This window comes from Janthinobacterium salmonicoloratum, assembly GCF_051380845.1.
GTDB classification, from domain to species: Bacteria; Pseudomonadota; Gammaproteobacteria; order Burkholderiales; family Burkholderiaceae_D; genus Janthinobacterium; species Janthinobacterium lividum_F.
Map to the genome: position 1 here is coordinate 713,299 of NZ_JBNYXV010000001.1, position 21,659 is coordinate 734,957.

General features: G+C 62.4%; 23 protein-coding genes. 10 read left to right on the forward strand and 13 right to left on the reverse strand.

All coding sequences use genetic code 11. From position 1 onward, the window contains the following. Positions 1 to 67: 67 nt before the first annotated feature. From ACQ4WY_RS03280 to ACQ4WY_RS03295, 4 genes are read left to right on the forward strand one after another with little or no spacing between them, the layout of a single operon-like run. Positions 68 to 796 carry a hypothetical protein gene (locus ACQ4WY_RS03280; protein ID WP_436502804.1) on the forward strand — a complete coding sequence of 243 codons (729 nt, stop codon included), beginning with the start codon at positions 68 to 70 and terminating at the stop codon, positions 794 to 796. Continuing rightward, a complete protein-coding gene (locus tag ACQ4WY_RS03285; protein ID WP_436502805.1) occupies positions 793 to 1,710 on the forward strand; it encodes a TIGR04222 domain-containing membrane protein in 918 nt (305 codons plus the stop codon). Before ACQ4WY_RS03280 ends, ACQ4WY_RS03285 begins: the two co-directional genes overlap by 4 nt. Further along, a complete protein-coding gene (locus tag ACQ4WY_RS03290) occupies positions 1,700 to 2,554 on the forward strand; it encodes an MbnB/TglH/ChrH family RiPP precursor modification enzyme (RefSeq protein WP_436502806.1) in 855 nt (284 codons plus the stop codon). The genes ACQ4WY_RS03285 and ACQ4WY_RS03290 overlap by 11 nt, the downstream gene beginning before the upstream one ends. Continuing rightward, the gene (locus ACQ4WY_RS03295) at positions 2,551 to 2,817 is read left to right on the forward strand and encodes a hypothetical protein (RefSeq protein ID WP_436502807.1); all 267 of its coding nucleotides are present in this window, start codon (positions 2,551 to 2,553) and stop codon (positions 2,815 to 2,817) included. The genes ACQ4WY_RS03290 and ACQ4WY_RS03295 overlap by 4 nt, the downstream gene beginning before the upstream one ends. Positions 2,818 to 2,833: 16 nt before the next feature. On the opposite strand, the gene ACQ4WY_RS03300 is transcribed toward ACQ4WY_RS03295, so the two are convergent. Then, positions 2,834 to 4,723 (reverse strand): serine hydrolase domain-containing protein, encoded by a 1,890-nt coding sequence (locus ACQ4WY_RS03300; RefSeq protein WP_436502808.1) that lies wholly within the window; start codon positions 4,721 to 4,723, stop codon positions 2,834 to 2,836. Positions 4,724 to 4,809: 86 nt separating this feature from the next. On the opposite strand from ACQ4WY_RS03300, the gene ACQ4WY_RS03305 reads away from it, so the two are divergent. Continuing rightward, positions 4,810 to 5,172 carry a DUF4870 family protein gene (locus tag ACQ4WY_RS03305; RefSeq protein ID WP_436502809.1) on the forward strand — a complete coding sequence of 121 codons (363 nt, stop codon included), beginning with the start codon at positions 4,810 to 4,812 and terminating at the stop codon, positions 5,170 to 5,172. Between the two features lie 36 nt (positions 5,173 to 5,208). Here ACQ4WY_RS03305 and ACQ4WY_RS03310 read toward each other — a convergent pair whose 3' ends face one another. The 4 genes from ACQ4WY_RS03310 to phaC all read right to left on the reverse strand — a co-directional run bounded on the left by ACQ4WY_RS03310 (position 5,209) and on the right by phaC (position 10,575). After that, positions 5,209 to 6,375 carry a cystathionine beta-lyase gene (locus ACQ4WY_RS03310; RefSeq protein WP_436502810.1) on the reverse strand — a complete coding sequence of 389 codons (1,167 nt, stop codon included), beginning with the start codon at positions 6,373 to 6,375 and terminating at the stop codon, positions 5,209 to 5,211. Positions 6,376 to 6,490: 115 nt separating this feature from the next. Beyond that, a complete protein-coding gene (gene rimO, locus ACQ4WY_RS03315; RefSeq protein WP_010398991.1) occupies positions 6,491 to 7,846 on the reverse strand; it encodes a 30S ribosomal protein S12 methylthiotransferase RimO in 1,356 nt (451 codons plus the stop codon). Positions 7,847 to 8,040: 194 nt separating this feature from the next. Continuing rightward, entirely contained in the window at positions 8,041 to 8,604 is a 564-nt protein-coding gene (gene phaR / locus ACQ4WY_RS03320; protein WP_010399000.1) for a polyhydroxyalkanoate synthesis repressor PhaR, read from the reverse strand. A 225-nt stretch (positions 8,605 to 8,829) separates the two neighbouring features. Then, positions 8,830 to 10,575: a class I poly(R)-hydroxyalkanoic acid synthase gene (phaC, locus tag ACQ4WY_RS03325; RefSeq protein ID WP_436502811.1), complete on the reverse strand. Its 1,746-nt coding sequence runs from the start codon at positions 10,573 to 10,575 to the stop codon at positions 8,830 to 8,832. Between the two features lie 81 nt (positions 10,576 to 10,656). On the opposite strand from phaC, the gene ACQ4WY_RS03330 reads away from it, so the two are divergent. After that, positions 10,657 to 10,890 (forward strand): hypothetical protein, encoded by a 234-nt coding sequence (locus ACQ4WY_RS03330; RefSeq protein WP_436502812.1) that lies wholly within the window; start codon positions 10,657 to 10,659, stop codon positions 10,888 to 10,890. 16 nt (positions 10,891 to 10,906) lie between these two features. Here ACQ4WY_RS03330 and pgeF read toward each other — a convergent pair whose 3' ends face one another. Both pgeF and ACQ4WY_RS03340 read right to left on the reverse strand, forming a co-directional pair. After that, positions 10,907 to 11,692 (reverse strand): peptidoglycan editing factor PgeF, encoded by a 786-nt coding sequence (gene pgeF / locus ACQ4WY_RS03335; protein ID WP_436502813.1) that lies wholly within the window; start codon positions 11,690 to 11,692, stop codon positions 10,907 to 10,909. Next, entirely contained in the window at positions 11,692 to 12,717 is a 1,026-nt protein-coding gene (locus tag ACQ4WY_RS03340; RefSeq protein ID WP_436502814.1) for an RluA family pseudouridine synthase, read from the reverse strand. The genes pgeF and ACQ4WY_RS03340 overlap by 1 nt, the downstream gene beginning before the upstream one ends. 89 nt (positions 12,718 to 12,806) lie before the next feature. On the opposite strand from ACQ4WY_RS03340, the gene ACQ4WY_RS03345 reads away from it, so the two are divergent. Then, the gene (locus tag ACQ4WY_RS03345; RefSeq protein ID WP_219116005.1) at positions 12,807 to 13,610 is read left to right on the forward strand and encodes an outer membrane protein assembly factor BamD; all 804 of its coding nucleotides are present in this window, start codon (positions 12,807 to 12,809) and stop codon (positions 13,608 to 13,610) included. Between the two features lie 35 nt (positions 13,611 to 13,645). On the opposite strand, the gene yaaA is transcribed toward ACQ4WY_RS03345, so the two are convergent. Further along, positions 13,646 to 14,416 carry a peroxide stress protein YaaA gene (gene yaaA, locus ACQ4WY_RS03350; protein ID WP_436502815.1) on the reverse strand — a complete coding sequence of 257 codons (771 nt, stop codon included), beginning with the start codon at positions 14,414 to 14,416 and terminating at the stop codon, positions 13,646 to 13,648. A 30-nt stretch (positions 14,417 to 14,446) separates the two neighbouring features. On the opposite strand from yaaA, the gene ACQ4WY_RS03355 reads away from it, so the two are divergent. The 3 genes from ACQ4WY_RS03355 (at position 14,447) to ACQ4WY_RS03365 (ending at position 17,287) form a co-directional block, all read left to right on the forward strand. After that, complete coding sequence (locus tag ACQ4WY_RS03355) at positions 14,447 to 14,881, forward strand: putative toxin-antitoxin system toxin component, PIN family (RefSeq protein ID WP_436502816.1); 435 nt, start codon at positions 14,447 to 14,449, stop codon at positions 14,879 to 14,881. An 83-nt stretch (positions 14,882 to 14,964) separates the two neighbouring features. Next, positions 14,965 to 16,143: a pyridoxal phosphate-dependent aminotransferase gene (locus ACQ4WY_RS03360; RefSeq protein WP_436504383.1), complete on the forward strand. Its 1,179-nt coding sequence runs from the start codon at positions 14,965 to 14,967 to the stop codon at positions 16,141 to 16,143. A gap of 40 nt (positions 16,144 to 16,183) precedes the next feature. Continuing rightward, positions 16,184 to 17,287: an HD-GYP domain-containing protein gene (locus ACQ4WY_RS03365; RefSeq protein ID WP_436502817.1), complete on the forward strand. Its 1,104-nt coding sequence runs from the start codon at positions 16,184 to 16,186 to the stop codon at positions 17,285 to 17,287. 51 nt (positions 17,288 to 17,338) lie between these two features. On the opposite strand, the gene ACQ4WY_RS03370 is transcribed toward ACQ4WY_RS03365, so the two are convergent. The 5 genes from ACQ4WY_RS03370 to ACQ4WY_RS03390 form a co-directional block, all read right to left on the reverse strand. Next, positions 17,339 to 17,797, reverse strand: a complete 459-nt coding sequence (locus tag ACQ4WY_RS03370) for a nuclear transport factor 2 family protein (protein ID WP_436502818.1) — start codon at positions 17,795 to 17,797, stop codon at positions 17,339 to 17,341. A 239-nt stretch (positions 17,798 to 18,036) separates the two neighbouring features. Then, entirely contained in the window at positions 18,037 to 18,699 is a 663-nt protein-coding gene (locus ACQ4WY_RS03375) for a DUF2625 family protein (RefSeq protein WP_436502820.1), read from the reverse strand. 253 nt (positions 18,700 to 18,952) lie between these two features. Further along, on the reverse strand, positions 18,953 to 19,855 hold the full coding sequence (locus tag ACQ4WY_RS03380; protein ID WP_436502821.1) for an alpha/beta hydrolase: 903 nt from the start codon (positions 19,853 to 19,855) through the stop codon (positions 18,953 to 18,955). An 11-nt stretch (positions 19,856 to 19,866) separates the two neighbouring features. Then, a complete protein-coding gene (locus tag ACQ4WY_RS03385) occupies positions 19,867 to 20,514 on the reverse strand; it encodes a hypothetical protein (RefSeq protein ID WP_436502822.1) in 648 nt (215 codons plus the stop codon). Positions 20,515 to 20,588: 74 nt separating this feature from the next. Then, positions 20,589 to 21,656 (reverse strand): tetratricopeptide repeat protein, encoded by a 1,068-nt coding sequence (locus tag ACQ4WY_RS03390; protein ID WP_436502823.1) that lies wholly within the window; start codon positions 21,654 to 21,656, stop codon positions 20,589 to 20,591. Between the last annotated feature and the right edge of the window lie 3 nt (positions 21,657 to 21,659).

Genomic DNA, 21,659 nt, shown 5'->3' on the forward strand with positions numbered 1-21,659 from the left:
CGATGGCATAAGTTTGCTATATTGCAAACTTATGCCATCGTGCCAACCCCTCGTGAAAGAACACCGCATGCCGCCACCGCTGCCAGAAGAGATACAACGCCACCTGGACGTGTTTGTCGCCGCCGCGCAAAGTGCCTTCGGCGCCGACCTTGCCGCCGCCGTGCTGTTTGGCTCGGCCGCTGATGGCCAGTTGCGCGCCACCTCCGACGTCAACCTGCTGTTGCTGCTCAAGCGCTTTACGCCGCCAGCGGCCGATGCGCTGCGCGGGCCCTTGCGCCTGGCGCACGCCGCCATCGATTTGCAGGTGATGTTCCTGCTCGAGGGCGAATTGACGCAGGCCGCCGACGCCTTCGCCGTCAAGTTCGCCGACATCATCGCGCGCCACAAGGTGCTGCACGGCGTTGACCCTTTCGCCAGCCTGCACACCAGCCGCGACGCCGTACTGCGCCGGCTGCGGCAAGTGCTGCTGAACCAGCAGGTGCGCATGCGCGAACGGTATATGCTAGTGAGCCTGAATGAAGAACAGCTGGCCGGCGCCATTGCCGACGCAGCCGGTCCGCTGCGCTCGGCCGCAGCGTCGCTGGCGCAGCTGGAGGGCAAGTCTGCGCTATCCGGCAAGCAGGCGCTCGAAGCGTTTGTCGACCAGCTGGGCGAGCCAGCCCTGCACACGGCCCTGCAAGCCATGTCGGCGGCGCGCGAAACGGCGCGCCTGGCGCCGGGGCAGGCCCTGCCCGCCTTTACGGGTCTGATGACGATTACCGAGCGCTTGCGCGAACACGCGGAGTCGATGCGGTGAACGGCTACAATCCGTTTGACTGGAGCGGGCCGTGGTTCCTGCTGGCCTACCTGCTCTTCGGCGTGCTTGTGTATTACAGCGTGCGCGAGCTGCTGATCCGCCGGGAATTGCGCAATCCGCACGCCCAGCTGTCGCTGGCCGATGATCCCTACCGCATCGCCTTCTTGCGCGGCGGCGCGCTCGAAGCCGTGAAAATCGCCGCCATCGTGCTGGTCGACCGCGGCTTGCTGCGCGCCGATGGCCCGCTGCTGGAAACGGCCAGCGCCGACAGCCTGCGCTTTGCCAGCCATGACATCGAACGCGACGTGCTGCGGCTGTACCTGGGCCGCCAGGGCCACAGCAAAGAGCTGGCCGTGCAGGCCGAGATGCTGCCGTCGTGCCGCGCCTACCTGGACACCTTGACGCAGCAGGAATTGCTGGTCGGCCCGCCGCTGCTGCTGCGGCGCGAACGCATCACATGGGCCGCACACTACCTGCTGCTGACGGTGGCCGCCGTCAAGGCCGTCATCGCCATCAGCCGCCAGCACTACAACCTGCTGTTCCTGGCGCTGCTGCTGGCGATATTCCTGCTCATGCTGCGCGGCTTGCGCACCCAGTCGACCAGCTGGAGCGCGCAGCGCCTGCTGACCGACTTGCGCATGCTGTTTGGCCGCCTGAACATGCGCGCATCGCGCCTGCAGGCGGGCAACAGCAGCGCCGACATGGCACTGCTGGCCGCCATCTTCGGCATCGGCGCCCTGCCACCGTCGGTGTACGCGTATGTCGCCGAGCTGTACCCGGTACCCCGGCAAAACACGGGCAGCGACTCGTCGTCCGGCGACTCGAGCGGTTCCTCCTCGGGCGGCGACGGCGGCGGCTCTTCGTGCGGCAGCGGCTGCGGCGGTTGCGGCGGTGGTGGCGGCTGTGGCAGTTAGCCTGGAGGCCACACGCGACCGCGTCGGCCTGGGCTGGCGCGGCGAACTGGCTGCCGGCATCCTGTCCAACCTGACCCACATCGACGTGCTGGAAGTGATCGCCGACGATTACTACCGCGCCTCGGGCGCCGGCATCGCGGCCTTGAGCAGCCTGGCGCGCCAGGTGCCTGTCAGCCTGCACGGCGTCGGCATGGGGCTGGCGTCGACGATTCCCGCCGCCCCGCGCCGGCTGCATGCGATGGCGCGCCTGATGCGGCAGGTGCAAGCCGAATCGTGGTCCGAGCACCTGAGTTTCGTGCGCGCCGGCGGCGTGGAAATCGGCCACTTGGCGGCGCCGCCGCGCACGCCCCAGAGCGCCGCCGGCGCAGTGGCCAATATCGCGCTGGCCACGCGCATCGTCGGCAGCGCGCCGCTGATGGAAAACATCGCCACCCTGGTCCAGCCGCCCGCCAGCACGATGGACGAGGCCGCATGGCTGACGCAAATCATCGACGGCGCGCAAGTGCCGCTGCTGCTCGACCTGCACAACCTGTATGCGAATGCCGTCAATTTTGGCGAAGAGCCGGAGCAACTGCTGCTGCGCTTTCCCCTGGACAGGGTTGGCGCCGTGCACCTGAGCGGTGGCCACTGGATAGCTGCGCCTGACGGCGGCCAGCGCCTGCTGGACGACCATCTGCACGATGTGCCGCCCGCAGTCTTCGCTTTATTGACCGTGCTGGCGCGCCATGCGCCCCAGCCCTTGACGGTGATCGTCGAACGCGACGGCAATTACCCATCGTTCGACCATGTGCTGGGCCAGCTGGAATTGGCGCGCGCGGCCTTGCGCTCGGGGCGAAACGCATGAGTTCCCCCGCACTGGAAACCTATTTGGCAAGGCTGTACACGGACGACGCCCTGCGTGCAGCCTTCCTGCTCGATCCCCGAACTCAAGCCTTGAGGCATGGCTTGTCGCCGCAGGAAGCCGAGGCGATGGCGGCGATGGACCGCATCGGCCTGCAAATGGCGGCGGCCAGCTATCGCGCCAAGCGGGCCGGCCGCGCCGAACACGCTGCACGGACCACGCCAGCGCAGCGCTGGTGGCGCCGGCTGCTGCAAGTCTGGCGCTGAGCGCTCGCTACAGCTGCTACAGCTGCCACAGGCGCAGCGGCAGCAAGCCCCACCAGGCCAGCACCAGCAGCAGTTGCAGCGCCGCCAGCAAGGCGACCCAATCCCATTTCGCCCACGAGCCCGCCTCGGCCGCCGTGCCGCGGCTACGCCAGCAGCGGGCCAGGCCGAACGCCGTCGCCAGTGGCAGCGCACCCGTCGCCAGTGCCAGCAGCACGCTGGCGATGGTGACGTCGCCCAGACGCAAGTAAGACTGGAAATAGAAGAACGGCAGCGGTAAGAGCAGCGCCAGCATCGACAGCAAAGGCGCAAACAGATGGTCGCCCCGCCCCAGGCTGCGCAGCGCAGCGCGCCACACACCCACCACCAGCACGTACAGCAAGCCCGCCATGCCCAGGGCCAGGCTGCCCCACAACACCAGCATGCGCAACATCGACGCCCGCTCATAGCTGCGCAAGCCATCGCTGAGCACATGCTTGCCATCCTCTTGCATCAGCACGTGCGACGGCGTGCTGCGATCGCTGGCGCGGAACAGCAAGCCGCCCACCGGCTCCAGTTCCTTCGGCTCGCCCTGGAACGGGATCAGGAACAGCGATTCGCCATCCCATTTCAGGCGCGTAAAGCCGAAAACGGCATCGACCCAGGCCATGCTGGCCATAGGGCTGGGCGACGGCACATACACGCCCTGCCAGTTTTCCACCGTGGGCGCGGGCATGCCGTGCGGGGCCGGCGCGCGCAGCGGCAGTTCCAGGTCGCGCAGCAGCAGGCGGTTGAAGCGTTCATAGTCGGCCTGCTCGGCATCCGTGTTGAAGGCCACGAAAAATGCACTGTCCTGTTCCGGATAAAGGCACAGCATGGCGCGGAAGCCCACGGCCGTGCCGGGGTGGCAGGCGCCCACCACATTGTGGCGGTCGCGCACGGCAAGCGCCAGGCCGTGGCCCGTTGCCAGGCCTGCCTGCGCCGCATCCGTACCGGCCGGTTCGGACAAGGCGCCCATCAGCGCCAGGTCGATGAAGCGCTTGCCCTGCAGCTTGCCGTCGCCCATCAGGAATTGCGCCAGCTTGGCCATGTCGGCCGCCGTGGTGGTGAATTGCGCGGCCGGGCGCAAATACTGGGGCACGGCCGGCTGCGCCACGCCATGCTCGAAGTGGCCCATGGCCAGGCGCGGATCGAGCTGCGCGCCCGCCTGCGCGCCCGTCTGCGTGCTCGTTTGCGTCACGAAGGCAAACGTGCTGTCCGCCATGCCCAGCGGCTGCAGCAGCTGCGCATCGAGATAGCGTTCGTAGGGCTGGCCCGTGACTTTTTCGATCACCATGCCCAGCAAGCCATAACCCATGTTGGAATACGCATAGCGGCTGCCGGGCCGGGCGCGCACGCGCAGCAGATTGCCGCCGCCGTCAAAAGCCTCGGCCAGCGGCGTGTCCGGCGCAGGGTTAAGGCTGAACGCCTGCCAGAAGCGCACATTATCCAGGCCGGACGTGTGCGCCAGCAGGTGGCGAATGCGCACGGGGTCGCTGGCTTGCCACGGGTTTTTCAGCGCCAATTCCGGCAGCACCTGCTGCAAGGGCGTATCGAGCGTGAGCCGGTCTTCGCTGACCAGGCGCAAGACGCCCAGCGCCAGCGCCACCTTGCCCACGGAACCCACCTGTACGCGCGTGTCCGCCTGCATGGGCATGTGCCTGGCGGCGTCGCGCAAACCGGCGGCGCCCGTGCGCACTGTGCCATCGGGCAAGACTTCGCTCCAGACGGCGCCCGCCAGGCCTTCATCCTTCAAGCCGGCGGCGAACTCCGCCTCCAGGGGGGCGCCGGCGGCATGGGCCACCGTGGCGCACAGCAGCAAGGCCGGCACCGCGCGCCGCAGCCACGACCTGGCGCGCGCGGCCAAGGCAGGATATCGATCTCGTTTCAACAATGTATTTCGCCTTTTTGCATGGACTGCGCTCCCGTGCCGCTTTGCTTGTTACAATTAAAAATTGAGCAACGACGGGAGCTTTCATGTCACAAGATATTATTTTGGATACCCAACTCCAGCAGACCAAAAACATGGCCTGGTGGCTGTACCTGATACATGGCGCCAGCTTTGTGTTTTCGCTGGGCGCGTTTTCCTTCATTCCGCTCATCATCAATTATGTGAAGCGGGACGAGGCGGCCGGGACCTTCGTGTACAGCCATCACAGCTGGATGATCCGTTCCTTCTGGTGGTATGTGGCCTGGATCGTCGTCGGCGCCATCCTGTGGATCACGCTGATCGGCATTCCACTGGCGTTCCTCGTGTGGGGCGTGGCCTGGCTGTGGAAAGCCTACCGCTTGCTGCGCGGCTTCCTCGACCTGAACAACAACAAGCCCGTGCCCATGTAAAAGGTATTTCGCGGCAAGCCAACGGCTTGCCGCTGCCTACATCACCGCGAACGCCCGTTCGATATCGGCGATCAGATCCTGCGGATCTTCCAGTCCCACATTCAGGCGCACCAGCTGGCCAGGCAACTGCCAACCCTTGCGCATGGCGGCGATGCGGTACGGCATCACCAGGCTGTTCGCGCCGCCCCAGCTGTAGCCAATCTTGAACAACTGCAAGGCGTCGACGAAACGGTCCGTTTGCGCCTCCGTGTAACGGGCATCGAACAGCACGGAAAACAAGCCGCCCGCGCCCGTGAAATCGCGCTGCCAGATGGCGTGACCAGGGCAATCGTCGAAAGCCGGATGCAGCACCGTGGCGATCTCGGCCCTATCCTTGAGCCAGGCGGCCACCGTGCGCGCGCCCGCATCGTGGGCGTCGAAACGCAGCTTCATGGTGGGTAAGCCGCGCAGCACCAGATAGGCGTCATCCGCCCCCACGCCCATGCCCAGACGCATGTGCGCCTGCGCCAGGCGGTCGTGCAGCGCCCGCTCGCGCGTAATGAGCGCGCCCATCAGCACGTCGGAGCCGCCCGACTGGTACTTCGTCAGCGCCTGCATGATGATGTCCACGCCCAGGTCAAAGCCGCGCAGGGCCAGGCCGGCCGACCAGGTGTTATCCAAAGCCACCAGCACGCCGCGCGCGTGGGCGGCTGCGCAAATGGCGGGCAAGTCCGGCACTTCCATCGTCACGGAGCCTGGCGCTTCCGTCCAGATCAGTTTGGTGTTTGGCTGAATCAGGGCCGCGATACCGGCGCCGATCAGCGGGTCGTAGTAACGTGCCGTGATGCCGAAGTCCTGCGCCAGCCAGCGTCCCAGTTCGCGGTTCGGATTGTAGATATTTTCCGGCAATAAAACGTCATCGCCCGTTTTCAGCAGGGCAAAGTCCGCCATGGCGATGGCCGCCAGGCCCGATGGGGCCAGCAGGCAGTGTGTGCCCCCTTCGATCTCGGCCAGCCGCGCTTCCAGGGTGAACGTGGTGGGCGTGCCGTGCAAGCCGTAGGTGTAGGCGTTTTTCTCTTTCCAGTCGCCCGAACGCATGGCCGCCACGTCCTTGAACAGCACGGTCGATGCGTGATGTATGGCGTTGGGAAAGGCGGCAAAACCTTGCGGCGCCTGGTAATCGCTGTGGATCAGCGCGGTTTGCGGAGATTTTGGTGTGGTCATGGCGTCGGAAAATAAAAAAAAGGCGGGCCAGCAATTGCTGGTCCGCCTTGATTGTAAGGGCTTATGCCCTTGCCTGCCGTACGTCTGACAGAGTGTTACACCTGCATCAAAATACTTATTCTGCCGCCCCCCACAGGTCGTGCGCATCGGCTGAGGTGATCGTCACGTCGACGAATTGACCGACTGCCAGCTTGCGGTGCGGCTCAAACGGCGGCTTCACATACACGACGCCATCGATTTCCGGCGCATCGGCGGACGAGCGGCCCACGCCGCCGGAGCGGGTGACTTCATCGATCAGTACGCGCACGGTCTTGCCGACCTTGGCTTGCAGGCGTTTCTTGGAAATTTCTTCCTGCAGCAGCATCACGCGGCCGCGACGCTCTTCGCGCAGCTCTTCCGGCACAGGATTGGCGATTGCGTTGGCCGTCGCGCCTTCGACAGGCGAATAGGCGAAGCAACCGAGGCGGTCGATCTGCGCTTCCTTGAGGAAGTCGAGCAAATATTCGAATTCCGCTTCCGTTTCGCCAGGGAAACCGGCGATGAAGGTCGAGCGTATCGTCAGGTCCGGGTTGATGGCGCGCCAGGCCTGGATGCGGTCGAGGTTTTTCTCGCCGCTGGCCGGGCGCTTCATGCGTTTCAACACGTCAGGGTGCGCATGCTGCATCGGAATATCGAGGTATGGCAGGATGTGGCCGCCGCTCATCATCGGGATGATCTGGTCCACGTGCGGGTATGGATATACATAGTGCAAGCGCACCCAGGCGCCGTAGGACTTGGCCAGTTCGCCCAGCGCTTCCGTCAACTGCGTCATGTGGGTTTTCACGGGACGGCCATTCCAGAAGCCGGAACGGAATTTCACGTCCACGCCATACGCCGAGGTGTCTTGCGAAATGACCAGCAATTCCTTGACGCCGGCCTTGAACAGGTTTTCCGCTTCGATCATCAGTTCACCGATCGGGCGCGAGACGAGGTCGCCGCGCATGGACGGGATGATGCAGAAGCTGCAGCGGTGGTTGCAGCCTTCGGAAATTTTCAGGTAGGCATAGTGCTTCGGCGTCAGCTTGACGCCTTGCGGCGGCACCAGGTCGAGGAACGGCGCATGCGGTTTCGGCAGGTGCAAGTGGACGGAATCCATCACTTCGGCCAGCGCGTGCGGACCGGTGACGGACAGCACTTTCGGGTGCACCTTCATGATGATGTCGTCGCCGGCAGCATCTTTCTTGGCGCCCAGGCAACCGGTGACGATGACCTTGCCGTTTTCAGCCAGCGCTTCGCCGATGGCGTCCAGCGACTCTTGCACGGCAGCATCGATAAAACCGCAGGTATTGACGATCACCAGATCGGCGCCAGCGTAGGATTTCGCCGTTTCGTAGCCTTCGGCGCGCAGTTGGGTCAGGATTTGTTCGGAATCGACCAGCGCTTTCGGGCAGCCGAGCGAGACAAAGCCCACTTTCGGCGCCGCACCTGGCATGGCCAGCATGGCCTCGGGCTGGGCGGAAGGAACAGGAATACGGTGAATTTCAGACATAGTTGGCAGCTAGTAAAATGGTGAGGCGAATCGGCTATTGTACCCCGAGCCGCCCCTTGCTGGCAGAACTATGCTGTTTTGATGACGCCGATACAACTCACGGGCGATCGAATCGCCCCGTGAGTGTATCGCATTGATTACTTTTTGTCGGTCGGGGGAACCGGCGGAACAAACGGAAACGTGCCGAACAGATTCTTGCTCTGGCTCTGCATCTGTTCCTGCATCTGCACGAACAGGCTCTTGCTCTGGTCGATGTAGTTGTTCATCATGCCTTGCATCATCGGGCCCTGGACATTCATGAACTGGGTCCACATTTCCGGGCTGAAGGGCTTGCCTTCGAAACTGCCTGCCGACGTGCCCGTGAATTTGTGCTGGATGTCGGTGAACGCTTGCACGTTCTTTTCCAGGTAGGATCCCATCATGCCCTGCATGGCGTGGCCATAGTAGCGTATGATCTGCGACAACACGCTGCTCGAGAACATGGGCGCGCCGTTCGCTTCCTCTTCCAAAATGATTTGCAGCAAGATGCTGCGCGTCAAATCCTCATTGGATTTGGCATCGACGACGGTAAACACTTCATTGTCCAACACCAACTGCTTGACGTCCGTCAAGGTGATGTAGGAACTGGTTTGCGTGTCATACAGACGGCGGTTGGGATATTTTTTAATCAGGCGGTCTATACTTTTTTTTGCACTACTCATCACAAGTTCCACTTATTGCGCCGCAGCGCGTACAGAGTTAATCCGAAAAAAAAGCGAACGTGGGTCCGCTTTCGCACCTGCCTACTTTTTCCATTATAGAGTGGAAAACGGCTCCATTGCACATCAGGGTAGTAGATTCCCGCATTTATTGCAACGCAACTAAAAGTAGATTCCTGACAAGACCGGAGATTACGCCAGTCTTGCCAGGCAAGAAGCTTTTATAAACTAGTCTGCCCTGACTTTAACATACCGCCCCGGCGCCGGCTCGATTGCCGCGTGGCGCTTGTTGCCCGGCTTGCCTGGCGCCTTGACCTGCGCGCCGCCGTGTTCGGCCAGGAAAGCCGCCCATTCGGGCCACCAACTGCCCACGTACTCGGTCGCGCCTTCCATCCACTGCTCGGCAGTCAAGGGCTTGGCTTTCGCCGTGCGTGCGCCTTTGCCTGCGTCATTGCTCCAGTAACTGCGCTTTTTCTTCGACGCCGGGTTGATCACGCCGGCGATATGGCCCGAAGCGCCCAGGATAAAACGGTTGGCTTTCGGCTTTTTCGGGTTCAGCAAGGCCGTGCTGGCGTAAGCCGCGCCCCAGGGCACGATATGGTCTTCGCGCGAACCGTAGATGAAAGCGGGCGCATCGATGCTGCTCAGGTCGACCTGTTCCCCGGCCACCGTCAGCTTGCCCGGCACTTTCAGGCTGTTTTCCAGGTAAGTGTTGCGCAGATACCAGCAGAACATGGGGCCTGGCAAGCCCGTGCCGTCGCCATTCCAGTACAGCATGTCGAACGCGGGTGGCTCCTTGCCTTTCAGATAATTCGACTGCACGTAGTTCCACACCAGGTCGTTCGGCCGCAGGCTCGAGAACGTACTCCCCAGGTCGCGGCCCGACATCAGGCCGCCCTTGGCCAGGCTCTGCTCGCGCAGCGCCACTTGCGGCTCGTCAATAAAGACGTCGAGCGCGCCCGCGTCGCAGAAATCAAGGAAGGTGGTCAACAGAGTCAGGCTGGCGGCCGGATTCTCGCCGCGCGCCTTGAGCACGGCCAGCGCCGTAGAGACGATGGTGCCGCCCACGCAAAAGCCGAACATATTGAGCTTTTCCTGGCCGGAAATGTCTTGCGTCACCCGGATGGCTTCGATCACGCCTTGCTCCACATAATCGTCCCACGTCAGGTGCTGCATGCTCAGGTCCGGATTGCGCCAGGACATGAGGAACACGGTATTGCCCTGCTCTACCGCATAACGCACGAGCGAATTTTCCGGCTGCAAGTCAAGGATATAGAATTTATTGATACACGGCGGCACCATCAGCAGCGGCCGCTGGTGTACCGTGGCCGTCGTCGGCGTGTACTGGATCAGCTGGAACAAGGCGTTTTCAAATACCACCGTGCCCGGCGTGGTGGCCACGTTGCGCCCCACTTCGAACGCCGATTCGTCGGACTGCGAGATGCGGCCCTTGCCCATGTCGGCCAGCATGTTGCTCAAACCCTTGGCCAGGCTTTCGCCCTTGGTCTCGATCAGGGTTTGCTGGGCGTCGGGGTTGGTGGCAAGAAAATTGGCGGGCGACATGGCGTCGACGATTTGCTGCACGGCAAACGCAATCTTTTGCTTCTGGTGCGGCGTCGCTTCCACGGCATCGGCCATGGCGCTGAGAAACTCCGCGTTCAGCAAATAGGCTGCCGCATTGAATGCCGACAGGGGGCTGGCGTGCCAGGCGGGCGCGGCGAAACGGCGGTCTTTCAGCTGCGGCGCCTTGCCGGCCATAAAGTCGGCCCACAAGCCCGTCAGCTTGGCCACGTAGGCATTTTTCAGTTGCTCGATCGCTTCCGGCTTGATGCTGGCGCCCGCATCCTGCAAAATGCCGGCAATCGGATTGCCCTGGGGCTGCGGTACCATGTTGAACCACGTCTTCCACTGCTCAGGATTGCTGATCTGCGCCATCCATTCCTTGGTCATCATTTGAGGATCGGGCATATTCATAAAATGTAAGTCCATTCAAGAATTAATAAATAATTACTTCCGGGCCAACTGCATGCAAACTTTTACTGACTGCCACTACTCATGATGCTCATGACCGCTGTTGCCTGGATCTATGTCGTCGGCCTCATGGCGCTGACGGAACCGTCCATCGTCGCCGGGGTGATGACCTTCGTACTGTACTGCGTCATCCCGCTGTCCATCCTATTCTATCTGACGGGCTCGCGCCGACGCAAACGCAAGGCCGAGCGTATCGCTGAAGTGAACGCCCGCGCGCTTGCCTCAGCAGACGATAAAACAAAAACGGCAGACACATAAGTGTCTGCCGTGCAGATTATTTGCGCCAGATCAAGCTGGCCTGTCTTCCCGTGACGCCATCGCGCCGGTACGAATAAAACTGCACCGCATCGCTGACGGTGCAATATTCTCCACCCGCCACTTGCGTCACGCCATCGCGCAGCAGCATGGTACGCGCCAAGGCATAGATGTCGGCCAGGTACTTGCCTGGCTTGCCATCGAGGGCGACGAAGGCGGAGCTCAACACTTGCCGCTCGGCATCATCACGTGCGCCGTCGCGGAACGCTTGCAGCACGTCCTGCCCCACTTCGAATTGCAGCGGACCAATCGCCGGCCCCAGCCAGGCGAGGATGTCCGTCGCGCCCTGCGCGCGCATGCTGTCCACCGTACGCTGCAAGACGCCGTTGGCCAGGCCGCGCCAGCCCGCATGGGCCGCACCGACGACCAAGCCATCGGTCGAACAGAACAATACCGGCAGGCAATCGGCCGTCATCACTACGCATACGGCGCCAGGCTGCGTGGCGATGCTGGCGTCGGCATCGGGTACGCAACCGTCCAGCTTGCCAGCATCGGCCACGGCCACGCCATGCACCTGCGACAGCCAGGCAGGCTCGGATGGCAAGACGCCCGCCAGCCGCGCGCGGTTGGCCGCCACGTGCGCGGGGTCGTCGCCCACATGCGTACCCAGGTTCAAGCCACCGCCGTCCTGCCCGTCACCGTAGGGGTCCTGGCTGATGCCGCCCGCACGCACGGTCGCCAGCGCGCCCACGTTGGCGGGCAAGCCGGGCCAATCGGGAAGAATGCAGGGCAACGGTGACGTCATCAGACCTGTTCCGGCTCGGGAATGCCGGCTGTGGCGATCAATTGCGCGAAATCGTCGGCCAGCGGCACGATCCACTCGCATGCTTCCAGGGTGCCCGGATGCACGAGACCCAGGCGGCGCGCCTGCAGCGCCTGGCGCGAGAAGACGGACACCAGGTGCTGCTTGCCATACACGGAGTCACCAACGAGCGCAAACCCCAGGTGCTGCATGTGCACGCGGATCTGGTGCGTGCGGCCTGTTTCCAGACGGCATTGCATCAGGCTCACGGGACGGCGGTCGAGTTCACCGCTGCCGATCAATTCATAGTGCGTGATGGCGGGCTTGGCGGTGAAATTCTCCGAGACAGCCATCTTGACCCGGTCGCGCGGGTGGCGCGCGATGGATGCGTCGATGGTGCCCGCCATTTTCGGCGTGCCCCACACGAGCGCGAAATATTCGCGCTTGACGGTGCGCGCCTGCAACTGGCGCACCAGGTCCGTTTGCGAGGCCAGGGTCTTGCCCACCACCATCAGGCCACTGGTATCCTTGTCCAGGCGGTGCACGATGCCGGCGCGCGGCACGCCAGCCAGTTGCGGGCAGTGGTGCAGCAGGCCGTTGAGCAAGGTGCCCGACCAGTTGCCGGGGCCCGGATGCACGACCAGTCCGGCCGGTTTGTTGATCACGATGATATGCTCATCTTCGTGCACGATGTTCAATTCCATCGCTTCCGGCTTAAAAGCCTCGTCTTCCGGCGCGCTTTGCGGCAGAATGACGATCTTCTCGTCGCCATAGGCGGTCATGTTGCGTTTGGCAACTTTTCCATCGACGGTCACGAAACCGGCTTCCAGCCACAATTGCAAGCGGCTGCGCGAGTATTGCGGCACCAGCTTGGAGATCACTTTATCGAGGCGGTGGCCGCAGGCGTCCGGCGTCAGTTCCAATGTAATCGGGGCCATTTCCTCGAAGACGTCGTCGGCGGCAAAATCGCCGTCAAACGCCTCTTCGGCAACATGGTCAGAAAGGGAGTCAAACGCGGGGTCAGCCAAATTAGGCTTCGGAGTTAATATCACAGCATTCCCATCGGCTATAATCAGCCTATTGTAAAATCTTGGTTAAAACCTTCTTGCAAAACGTCATGCAAAAAAAATTATCGTTGGTAGTCGCTTCAGTCGTTCTGCTCGGCATGTCCGCTTGCAGCTTGTTGCCTGAAAAAGTGGATGAGACCAAAAACTGGTCCGTTACGAAATTATACTCGGAGGCGCGTGAAGAAATGGCCGGGCAGCACTATGAAGCTGCAATCGGCCTGTTCCAGAAGCTGGAGGCTAACTATCCTTTCGGCAACTATGCTCTGCAAGCGCAGATGGAGATCGCTTACGCGTATTATAAGTCGGGAGACCAGGCGCAGGCACTGGCTGCCGTCGAACGCTTCATCAAGTTGCATCCGAACCACGCCAATGTAGACTATATGTACTACTTGCGGGGCCTGATCAGCTTTAACGACCAGATCAGTTTCCTGAACTTCCTGTACGAGCAAGACCCGACCGAGCGCGATCCGAAAGCCACGCGCGAAGCGTTTGCGGCCTTCAAGCAGCTGGTCGACAAGTTCCCAAATAGCAAATATGCGCCCGATTCGCTGGCCCGCATGAACTATTTGATCGATGCCATGGCGAAATACGAAGTGCACGTGGCGCGCTATTACTACCGCCGCGGCGCCTACCTGGCCGCCGCCAACCGCGCGCAAACGACGGTCAGCGACTTTGCCGCCTCGCCGGCCATCGAAGAAGCGCTGTTCATCATGTACCGCTCGTATGACAAGCTGGGCTTGACCGACCTGCGCGACGATGCCTTGCGCGTGCTGACCAAGAACTACCCGAACACGGCATTCCTCAGCCCGGAAGGGGTGAACAAGGAACGCAAGTGGTGGAAATTCTGGCAGTAAGATTAGAAAAAACCGGGCTAGCCCGGTTTTTTTACTTATTCGCCCACTCTGCGCCGGAACACCCAGCTTTTATCGTTTGACGCTTCCGGCACATACGCGTAACCGTCGACGTCGAACTGTTTCAGTTGTTCTGGATCGCGGATGGCGTTGACCGCCGCATAGCGGGCCAGCATGCCGCGCGCGCGCTTGGCGTAGAACGAGATGATTTTATACTTGCCGTTCTTCCAGTCCTCGAACACGGGCGCGATGACGGGCACGTCCAACTGGCGCGGCTTGACGGATTTGAAATATTCTTCGGAAGCAAGATTGACCAGCACTTTCGCGCCCTGCTCCTTGGCCGTGCGGTTCAGGCCGTTGGTGATGGTGTCGCCCCAGAACGCATACAAATCCTTGCCGCGCGTGGTCGACAGGCGCGTGCCCATTTCCAGGCGGTGCGGATGGATCAGATCCAGCGGGCGCAACAAGCCGTACAGGCCCGACAGGATGCGCACGCGCGACTGGGCATAGTCGAGCTGGGCCGGCTGCAGGCTGCGCGCCTCGAAACCGGCATACACGTCGCCATTGAAAGCCATGATGGCCTGGCGCGCTTCCGCCAGTTTGGGCGTCCAGGAGGCGTAGCGGGCCACGTTCAGGGCCGACAAGGCGTCGGAAATGCCCATCAGGCTGCCCACTTCGGCGGGCGAAAACTGGCGCATGCGCTCGATCAGCTGGGCGGAATGGTCGAGAAAATCGGGGGTGCTGTGCAACGAAGTTGTTGGCGGCGTCTCCAGGTCGAGACTCTTGGCGGGCGAAAGCACGATCAACATAAATTATCACTACAGAATAGAATTGCCGACATGATACCTGCTCCACAAAAACTCGTCCTCGACACCAATGTTTGCCTCGACCTGTTCGTCTTCAACGACCCGCGCTGGGCGCCCCTGCTGGCGGCCATGGAAAGCGGCGCCGTGCACGCCATCACGCGCGAAGATTGCCGTGCAGAATATCTGGTTGTATTACATTACAAACATCTGCCGCTCGACGAAGCCAGCCGCGCGGTTGCCGCCGCCCGCTTCGACGCCCACATCACGGTCGTGGCGCCACCGGTGTCCGGCGTGCGCCTGCCCGTCTGCACGGACAAGGATGACCAGAAATTCCTCGAACTGGCGCGCGACGCCAACGCCGACATCCTCATCACCAAGGACAAGGCCCTGCTGAAACTGGCCCGCAAGACGGCCAAGGCCGGCATGTTCAAGATCATGCTGCCGGAAGGCTGGGTATTGCCAGGCTGAGCCGCCAAAGGCCCGCACGCAACGGGGCGCGCTGCGCTAGAATGGGGCACGATTCCACTTTCCGCACCGCGCCCCTACCGTTCATGAACAGCCCGTCCCTGCCCCATCTGACTCCCACCCTGACCACCCGCTTGCCTCTCGTGGGCACCACCGTGTTTACCCGCATGTCCAGCCTGGCGGCCCAGCATTGCGCCGTCAACCTGGGCCAGGGCTTTCCCGATTTCGATTGCGACTTGGCCCTGGTCGATCGCGTCAGCGACGCCATGCGCGCCGGCCACAACCAGTATCCGATGATGACGGGCGCCGCTCCCTTGCGCGAGGCAATTGCCGCGAAGATCGCCAGCCTGTACGGCCACAGCTATGATGCCGGCACGGAAATTACCGTCACGGCCGGCGCCACGCAGGCGCTCACCACCGCCATCCTGTGCTGCGTGCATCCGGGCGACGAAGTCATCGTCATCGAACCGGCCTACGACAGCTATTTGCCCGCCATCGCCCTGGCCGGCGGCGTGCCCGTGCTGGTGGCCATGCAAGTGGGAGAGTCCGGCTACAGCGTGCCGTGGGACAAGCTGGCCGCTGCCGTCAGCAACAAGACGCGCTTGATCATCATCAATACGCCGCATAATCCGACGGGCACTATTTTGCGCCCCGCCGATGTGGCGGCGCTGGCCGACATCGTGCGCGGCACGCAAATTTTGATACTGTCCGACGAAGTGTACGAGCACATGGTCTACAACGGCGTGCCGCACGCTTCGCTCTCGCGCAATGCGGAACTGGCGGCGCGCAGCTTCATCGTCTCCAGCTTCGGCAAGACGTATCACGTGACGGGCTGGAAAGTCGGCTATGTGGCGGCGCCCGCGGCCCTGACGGCGGAATTTCGCAAGGTACACCAATACAACGTTTTTACCGTCAACACACCGATGCAGCACGGCCTGGCCGGCTACATGGCGGACCCGCAGCCCTACCTGGACTTGCCCGCGTTTTACCAGCGCAAGCGCGATTTGTTCCGCGACGGCCTGGCGGGCAGCCGCTTTACCCTGCTGCCGGCCGACGGCACATATTTCCAGTGCGTGCGCTACGATGCCATTTCGCAAGAGACCGAAGCCCAGTTCGCCGAATGGCTGACGACGGAAATCAAGGTGGCCGCCATTCCCGTGTCAGCGTTTTACGCGCAAGGCAAGGAATCAGGTATCGTGCGCTTCTGCTTTGCCAAGAAAGACGAGACCTTGCGCCTGGCGCTGGAGCGCCTGCGCAGCATATAACCGAGCACGGCTCCGCTTCGGCGGAGCAAAGGATGACAGCATGGTACAGCGTCGCATCGGCCCGGCCGACCTGGTTCCCGGCGAACCCCTGCCCTGGGATCTGTTTCTGGCTGACCATAGTGCCGGCCCGCAACTACGCAAGGGGCAGATCATCACGGACGGCGCGCAGCTGGGGCGGCTAATGCAGCTGGGCCTGTACGTGGGCACGTCCGAGCAGCCGTCCGTCTTGCGCCTGCTCAACGAGGCGGCGCAGCGCCTGCAGCGCTTGCTGCTGGACTTGCGCAGCGAAAGCAATGCCGAGCGCGACGTGCGCGACATCGCCCGCGAGCTGCTGCGCGCACTTGAGCACGATGCCGACATCGCCCTGGCCAGCATCCTGCTGAACCAGATCGCCGGCAGCTATGCCGTGCGCCACTGCATCGAAACAGCCTTGCTGGCCATGCTCGTGGGCCGCAGCATGCACAAGCCCAACGATGAGCTATTGCTGATCGGTGCGGCCGCGCTGACGATGAATGTGGGCATGCTGCGCCACCACGACAGTTTCCAGGACCGGCGCGGCCCCCTGAATGACGACGAAATGCGCATCGTGCGCCAGCATCCGCAGGAAAGCGCGGAATTGCTGCGCTGCGCGGGCGTCGATGACGAGGAATGGCTCAGCTGCGTGCTCTTGCACCATGAAAACGACGATGGCAGCGGCTACCCGCAGGGGTGCACGGCCGATGAAATCCTGCAAAATGCCAAGCTGATCGGCCTGGCCGACCGCTATTGCGCCCGCGTCTCGGCGCGCAACTACCGCCGCTCCATCGTGCCCGACCAGGCACTGCAGCACATCTTCCTCGACCAGGGTGTACCCATCGACCCCTTGCTGGGCGAACAGTTCGTCAATCTGCTGGGCAAATATCCACCCGGAACCTTAGTCCGCCTGCGCAGCGGCGAACTGGGGGTGGTGACGCAACGGGGCGCCAGCCACGTGCATCCGCTCAGCGACCCGCTGGGCGCGCCGCTGGCCGCCGCCGAGCTGGCGCAACTGTCTCCGCGCGACACGGCCGACAGCCGCTACGCCATCGTTTCATCGCTGCACGAAGACGATGCCGGCGTGCATTTCAGCATGCGGCATGTGTGGGGCGATGAAGCGCGGCTGTAGCCTGCCTGGGCAACGCCGGACGCCAGCCCCACCACCTGGAAAAATGTCAGCTCACGGTTTCGGCGGACGGATGCCGGTGTACTGTGCGCTGACCAGTAGCCATTGCTTGTCAACCAGCCGAGCGACATACCCGGCGCGCATGGCGAAGGTGCGGGCAGCCCCCTCCTGATTGACACGGTAGGATAGCCGTGCCGAGATGAGCGCCGTATCGCCAAAGAGGCGCACCACTGGCTCATCGACCTGGAGTTGAGGACTCGGCCGCTTCTGTTCGGGCGCATAGAAGGAAAGCATTTTTTCACGCCCGTCCACCTCGCCGACCGGCGATATTTCCACATAATTCTCGGCCGTGGTGGCTTTCAAGGCAACTTGATCAAAGTTATTCTGCGCCTGCGCATGGCGCTGCACCAACGCCACCAGTTCGGCATCGCCGGGAGCCGCGTTCGCGCTAGCGATCGCGCCGACAGCGCCAAGCAGGCAGGTGGAAAGAACATATGGAAACGTCAATTTCATGCGTATTCATCCTGGTCGAGGTCATTGAGAAGCATCCGTTGATGACTGCGGCACCGCCAGTATCGGACACTCGCTTGCGGGCAAGCTCATCACGAGGAAGCCCACTGTATGCTATCCCATTGCCATTTTCTGACACCTGCCATTGCGACAAACCGCATGATTGAGGGATTGAAACGCAATTTCGCCGGCTCGATGGCGCGCTTGCCATTGCAGCGTCGGGATGCTCAGCAAGCCATGCCTCAGCTCGCGCTCGCAGGAGCATCCAGCGACTTCTGTTTCAGATCAAGATTGAGCGCCCACTGCTCTGCCACCGGAATGGCGCGCCGCGAACTGGTCTTGAGGGAACCTTCTTGCGTCCACAGAAATGGATAAAAATTCAGGCATAGCTCGCCGGACAAGGGCAATTCCTCAAAGCCATCCGCATCGCCAGGCTGCCGGCCGTAAAACTGCCGCAACTGGCTTGTAAAGGACCATTCGACAAACGTCGTGAAGCCGATCTCCAGCCCTTCCCACTCCAGTGTCTCGGGGGCAAGGTAATACATATTGCCCTGGTCGGCTCCGAGCGCACCGCCATTGATAGCAAAAAAGCCACCGAGCACGTCATCAGCCACCAACAGAAAACCCTCGGCCTTTCCTTCGTTCCACGTAGCAATGTTCCGGCCCAGCTTGCCATGGCCAGACCCCAATATCCGGAGCCACCCGTCATCCACCAAAATGCCCCCGGTTTCATAGGCTATCGCGCCGAGGGGAGACCGCGTGGTGACCTGCAGGCTCAGCAGCACATCTTCCCTGCCGGCCGAGGGAGGCAGCAATTCCACCGGGATGTCGGCCTCGCTGGCCCATTGCCTGATCAGCGGAAACGCCGGGTCTTCACTATCCAATAATTCATTCAATGTACGCATGTCACCTGACCTTATCGATGACCGCTTCCGGCGGTCGGAGAGTGCATGGCGAAGCTGGCACTGTCTGGCGGGCACCGCCAGGCACTCCAGCTGCTCGCCCTGGACGCGATCCAGTATCAATGACGAAATCTGAACGCTCCGCAAATTTTACACAGCCTCCACCCTGCACGCCCGCACGCCAGCCACTCGCCACGGAAAGCTGGCTTGATGGCGCCGCCCGACATGCCGGCATTGATGCGCCCCTGAGCGCCATTCATTTTGCGGACGTCAAATACGCCCGCAGTCCATGCGTCAGCACAAAAGGAAACACGCTCGCGTGATCTTCATCCTCGAAGACGCGCAGGCGGGTTTTCAAGCCGGGGAACTTGCGCGATTTCAACTTTCCGTCGAACTCGCGCACGTCGGCCAGCATGTCGGCCTCTTCCTCCGAACGCGAACGCTTCTTGCCCGCCGCCAGCTTTTCCAGGCCGCCGATGCCGAAGAACACGGACGCCGGCAAGTCCTTGTGGCTGGCGGCATACGCCTGTTCGCGGTCGAACATGACGCCGGCGTCGTACCACAGCGACGGACTGCCGAGGATGTAATGCTCGAAGGTGCGCGGTTCCGTCAGCAGGAATTGCAGGCCCAGCAGACTGCCGTAGGAGTGGCCGATAAACACCTTGCGCTGCATATTGACGCGGTAATGCTGTGCGATGAAGGGAAATACTTCGCCCGAGACGAACTGGCCATACGCCTTCGCTTCGCCGAACGCGGGCTGCCGCCCCGGCATGTCCGAGCGGTAGTCATGCTTGCGCGGCGTGGTGGGCGTGTAGTCGCGGCGGCGGCTGTACACCCCGCCATCGCCATTCGCATATGACAGCCCCACCACCACCACTTCTTCCATCCCCGCATGCTTGTTCAGGCGCTGCGCGATATTGCGCACGATGGCGAACGAATAATTGGCGTCCACGACGAACAGCACCGGATAGCGCTTGTTTCCCTGCCGATAGGAATCGGGCAAGGCGACATACAGCTGATAGTCCCGTTTCAGGGCTTGTGCACGGATGTCGCGCACTTCCGTATTGTCAAGGACGTAGCTGGCAGGCACGCTGGCGGGTGCGGCCAGAGCGCTGTTGCACAGACAGCAGAACGCAATAAGCAGGCCAAGAGGTTTCAAATGGGCTTCCTTCATACTTGTTGATGAGCAAGGTCTGCCACATGCAGGGGATGAAACGCGATAAGGTCGCCGTATCTGGCGGCCGGATGCTGCGGAGCATTCTCGATGGTGCCGGTGTACCAGCCTTCCTCTTCATCGATGCCGGTCACTAGCACCCACATTCTTTCACACTGGCCATCCGCGCGCGCACCGTCTTCGGCGGCGAAGCGAAAAACCAGTTTCACGTACGAACCGATGGCCAGTTGCTCGCGCACTTCCGCGGACGGAGGCTGGATATCTGTCAAATACTGGGCAAGCCAGATGGCATCTTCCAGGTAATAGCCATGCTCCGCAAACGAGGGAAAAGGATGGTCCTTGAAACGCTCCCAGTTTCCTGCGCCTGCATGCCATTGCGCGCTCCAGCCATAGGGCAAGTCATGCAGGTGCGCCAGCAAATCATTGCTGCCTATCATGTATGCCAGACTGACGATCTTGGCAGAGCCAGATGCCGTTGCGCCTGGCGCGCCGTGAAATTGCCAATCCCCTTCGTAATCATGGGACACATGCACGACGGGAGCACCATTCAATACCTCGGTGGTCGTGAAGCAGGCAGTATTGGGGGCATCGGGGAAATTCCAGGCAGTGGTCATCTTGTTTGCGGGATCATCCGCTTCAGTCATGTGGTACAAGTCCATCCCCCGCAGCCTGCGATATCGCTTGCGGCGGAGGTGAAAGTGGTGCGCTCGGCCAACGCTTATTTGGCGGTCGCCGCCGTCAACTGCACCAGCTTGCGCTCGACAAACGCCTGCAGCTGGGGCGACAGGGTTTGCAAGCCCTTGGCCCGCTCGAATGCCTGACGCGCCTGGGCCGGGTGGTTGTCGGCTTGCAATGCTATCCCCAGACCCATCCACCAGATGCTGTTGTCGGGCGCCGTCTGCAGGGCCAGCTGGTAGTGTTCCGATGCTTCGCGGTAACGCTGTTCGCGCTGCAGCACGCCGGCCAGGAAGGCATGGTATTCGCCGCTGTCGGTGGCGTACGGCAGGCTGCGCATGAGGGTATCGAGGGCCGCCGCGCCGCCGTTGGGTTTATCCAGCTGCAAACGGGCCAGCATCATCGCCTGCGCCGGCTGCTTCGGGTCCAGCGCCAGGCTCAGCTGCAACTGGCGAGCCGCCTCATCGGGACGCTGCGCTTCGAGCAGCAGGCGCACCAGGGTTTCGCGCGCGCCCTGGTGGCGCGGGTCCAGCTGCAGGGTTTGCTGCAAGGCCAGCATGGCGTCGGCGACGCGGCCATCCTGCAATTGGCCCAGCGCGCGCCGGTATTCATTCTCCACGCGCTGCTGCGCAGTGATTTGCTTGCCATCAATGATGCGCTCGCTGGCGGCCGGTGCTGGCGTCTTCACCACGGGCGCAGCGGCCGGCTTGGCGGATTTTTCCGTGATGCGCCGCACTTCGGCGGGCCGCGCCCTGGTCGGCGCAGGGGCGGCTTCCTCGGCCTGGAACACGGGCTCGGGTTCAGCCGCCACGACGGGCGCGGGCGCGGGGACAACGGCGGCAGGCGCCGGGACCGGGACCGGGGCCGACACGGGAGCCAACACAGGTGTACTGGCCACGCTGACCAGCACGGGCGGCACGGGCGGGCGCTTCAGGTAAACCCAGCCCAGGGCGATGGCGGCGGCCGTCAGGCCAGCTGCACCACCGAAGACCAGCGCGCGCGAGACGCCCCGCTCGCGTTCTGGCACGGAGCGGATACCTGCCGCGTCGCCGCGTCCATCGGGAGTGCCACGCGCATCGAGGTCTTGCAACATCTTGTTAATCAGGCTCATCTA

What these genes read in the sequence shown, in the direction of transcription:
- ACQ4WY_RS03280 (WP_436502804.1), top strand. Translation starts at nt 68, where the DNA reads ATGCCGCCACCGCTGCCAGAAGAGATACAACGCCACCTGGACGTGTTT.
- ACQ4WY_RS03295 (WP_436502807.1), top strand. Translation starts at nt 2,551, where the DNA reads ATGAGTTCCCCCGCACTGGAAACCTATTTGGCAAGGCTGTACACGGAC.
- ACQ4WY_RS03305 (WP_436502809.1), top strand. Translation starts at nt 4,810, where the DNA reads ATGTCACAAGATATTATTTTGGATACCCAACTCCAGCAGACCAAAAAC.
- ACQ4WY_RS03310 (WP_436502810.1), bottom strand. Translation starts at nt 6,375, where the DNA reads ATGACCACACCAAAATCTCCGCAAACCGCGCTGATCCACAGCGATTAC.
- rimO (WP_010398991.1), bottom strand. Translation starts at nt 7,846, where the DNA reads ATGCCAGGTGCGGCGCCGAAAGTGGGCTTTGTCTCGCTCGGCTGCCCG.
- phaR (WP_010399000.1), bottom strand. Translation starts at nt 8,604, where the DNA reads ATGAGTAGTGCAAAAAAAAGTATAGACCGCCTGATTAAAAAATATCCC.
- phaC (WP_436502811.1), bottom strand. Translation starts at nt 10,575, where the DNA reads ATGAATATGCCCGATCCTCAAATGATGACCAAGGAATGGATGGCGCAG.
- ACQ4WY_RS03330 (WP_436502812.1), top strand. Translation starts at nt 10,657, where the DNA reads ATGATGCTCATGACCGCTGTTGCCTGGATCTATGTCGTCGGCCTCATG.
- pgeF (WP_436502813.1), bottom strand. Translation starts at nt 11,692, where the DNA reads ATGACGTCACCGTTGCCCTGCATTCTTCCCGATTGGCCCGGCTTGCCC.
- ACQ4WY_RS03345 (WP_219116005.1), top strand. Translation starts at nt 12,807, where the DNA reads ATGCAAAAAAAATTATCGTTGGTAGTCGCTTCAGTCGTTCTGCTCGGC.
- yaaA (WP_436502815.1), bottom strand. Translation starts at nt 14,416, where the DNA reads ATGTTGATCGTGCTTTCGCCCGCCAAGAGTCTCGACCTGGAGACGCCG.
- ACQ4WY_RS03355 (WP_436502816.1), top strand. Translation starts at nt 14,447, where the DNA reads ATGATACCTGCTCCACAAAAACTCGTCCTCGACACCAATGTTTGCCTC.
- ACQ4WY_RS03360 (WP_436504383.1), top strand. Translation starts at nt 14,965, where the DNA reads ATGAACAGCCCGTCCCTGCCCCATCTGACTCCCACCCTGACCACCCGC.
- ACQ4WY_RS03365 (WP_436502817.1), top strand. Translation starts at nt 16,184, where the DNA reads ATGGTACAGCGTCGCATCGGCCCGGCCGACCTGGTTCCCGGCGAACCC.
- ACQ4WY_RS03370 (WP_436502818.1), bottom strand. Translation starts at nt 17,797, where the DNA reads ATGAAATTGACGTTTCCATATGTTCTTTCCACCTGCCTGCTTGGCGCT.
- ACQ4WY_RS03375 (WP_436502820.1), bottom strand. Translation starts at nt 18,699, where the DNA reads ATGCGTACATTGAATGAATTATTGGATAGTGAAGACCCGGCGTTTCCG.
- ACQ4WY_RS03385 (WP_436502822.1), bottom strand. Translation starts at nt 20,514, where the DNA reads ATGACTGAAGCGGATGATCCCGCAAACAAGATGACCACTGCCTGGAAT.
- ACQ4WY_RS03390 (WP_436502823.1), bottom strand. Translation starts at nt 21,656, where the DNA reads ATGAGCCTGATTAACAAGATGTTGCAAGACCTCGATGCGCGTGGCACT.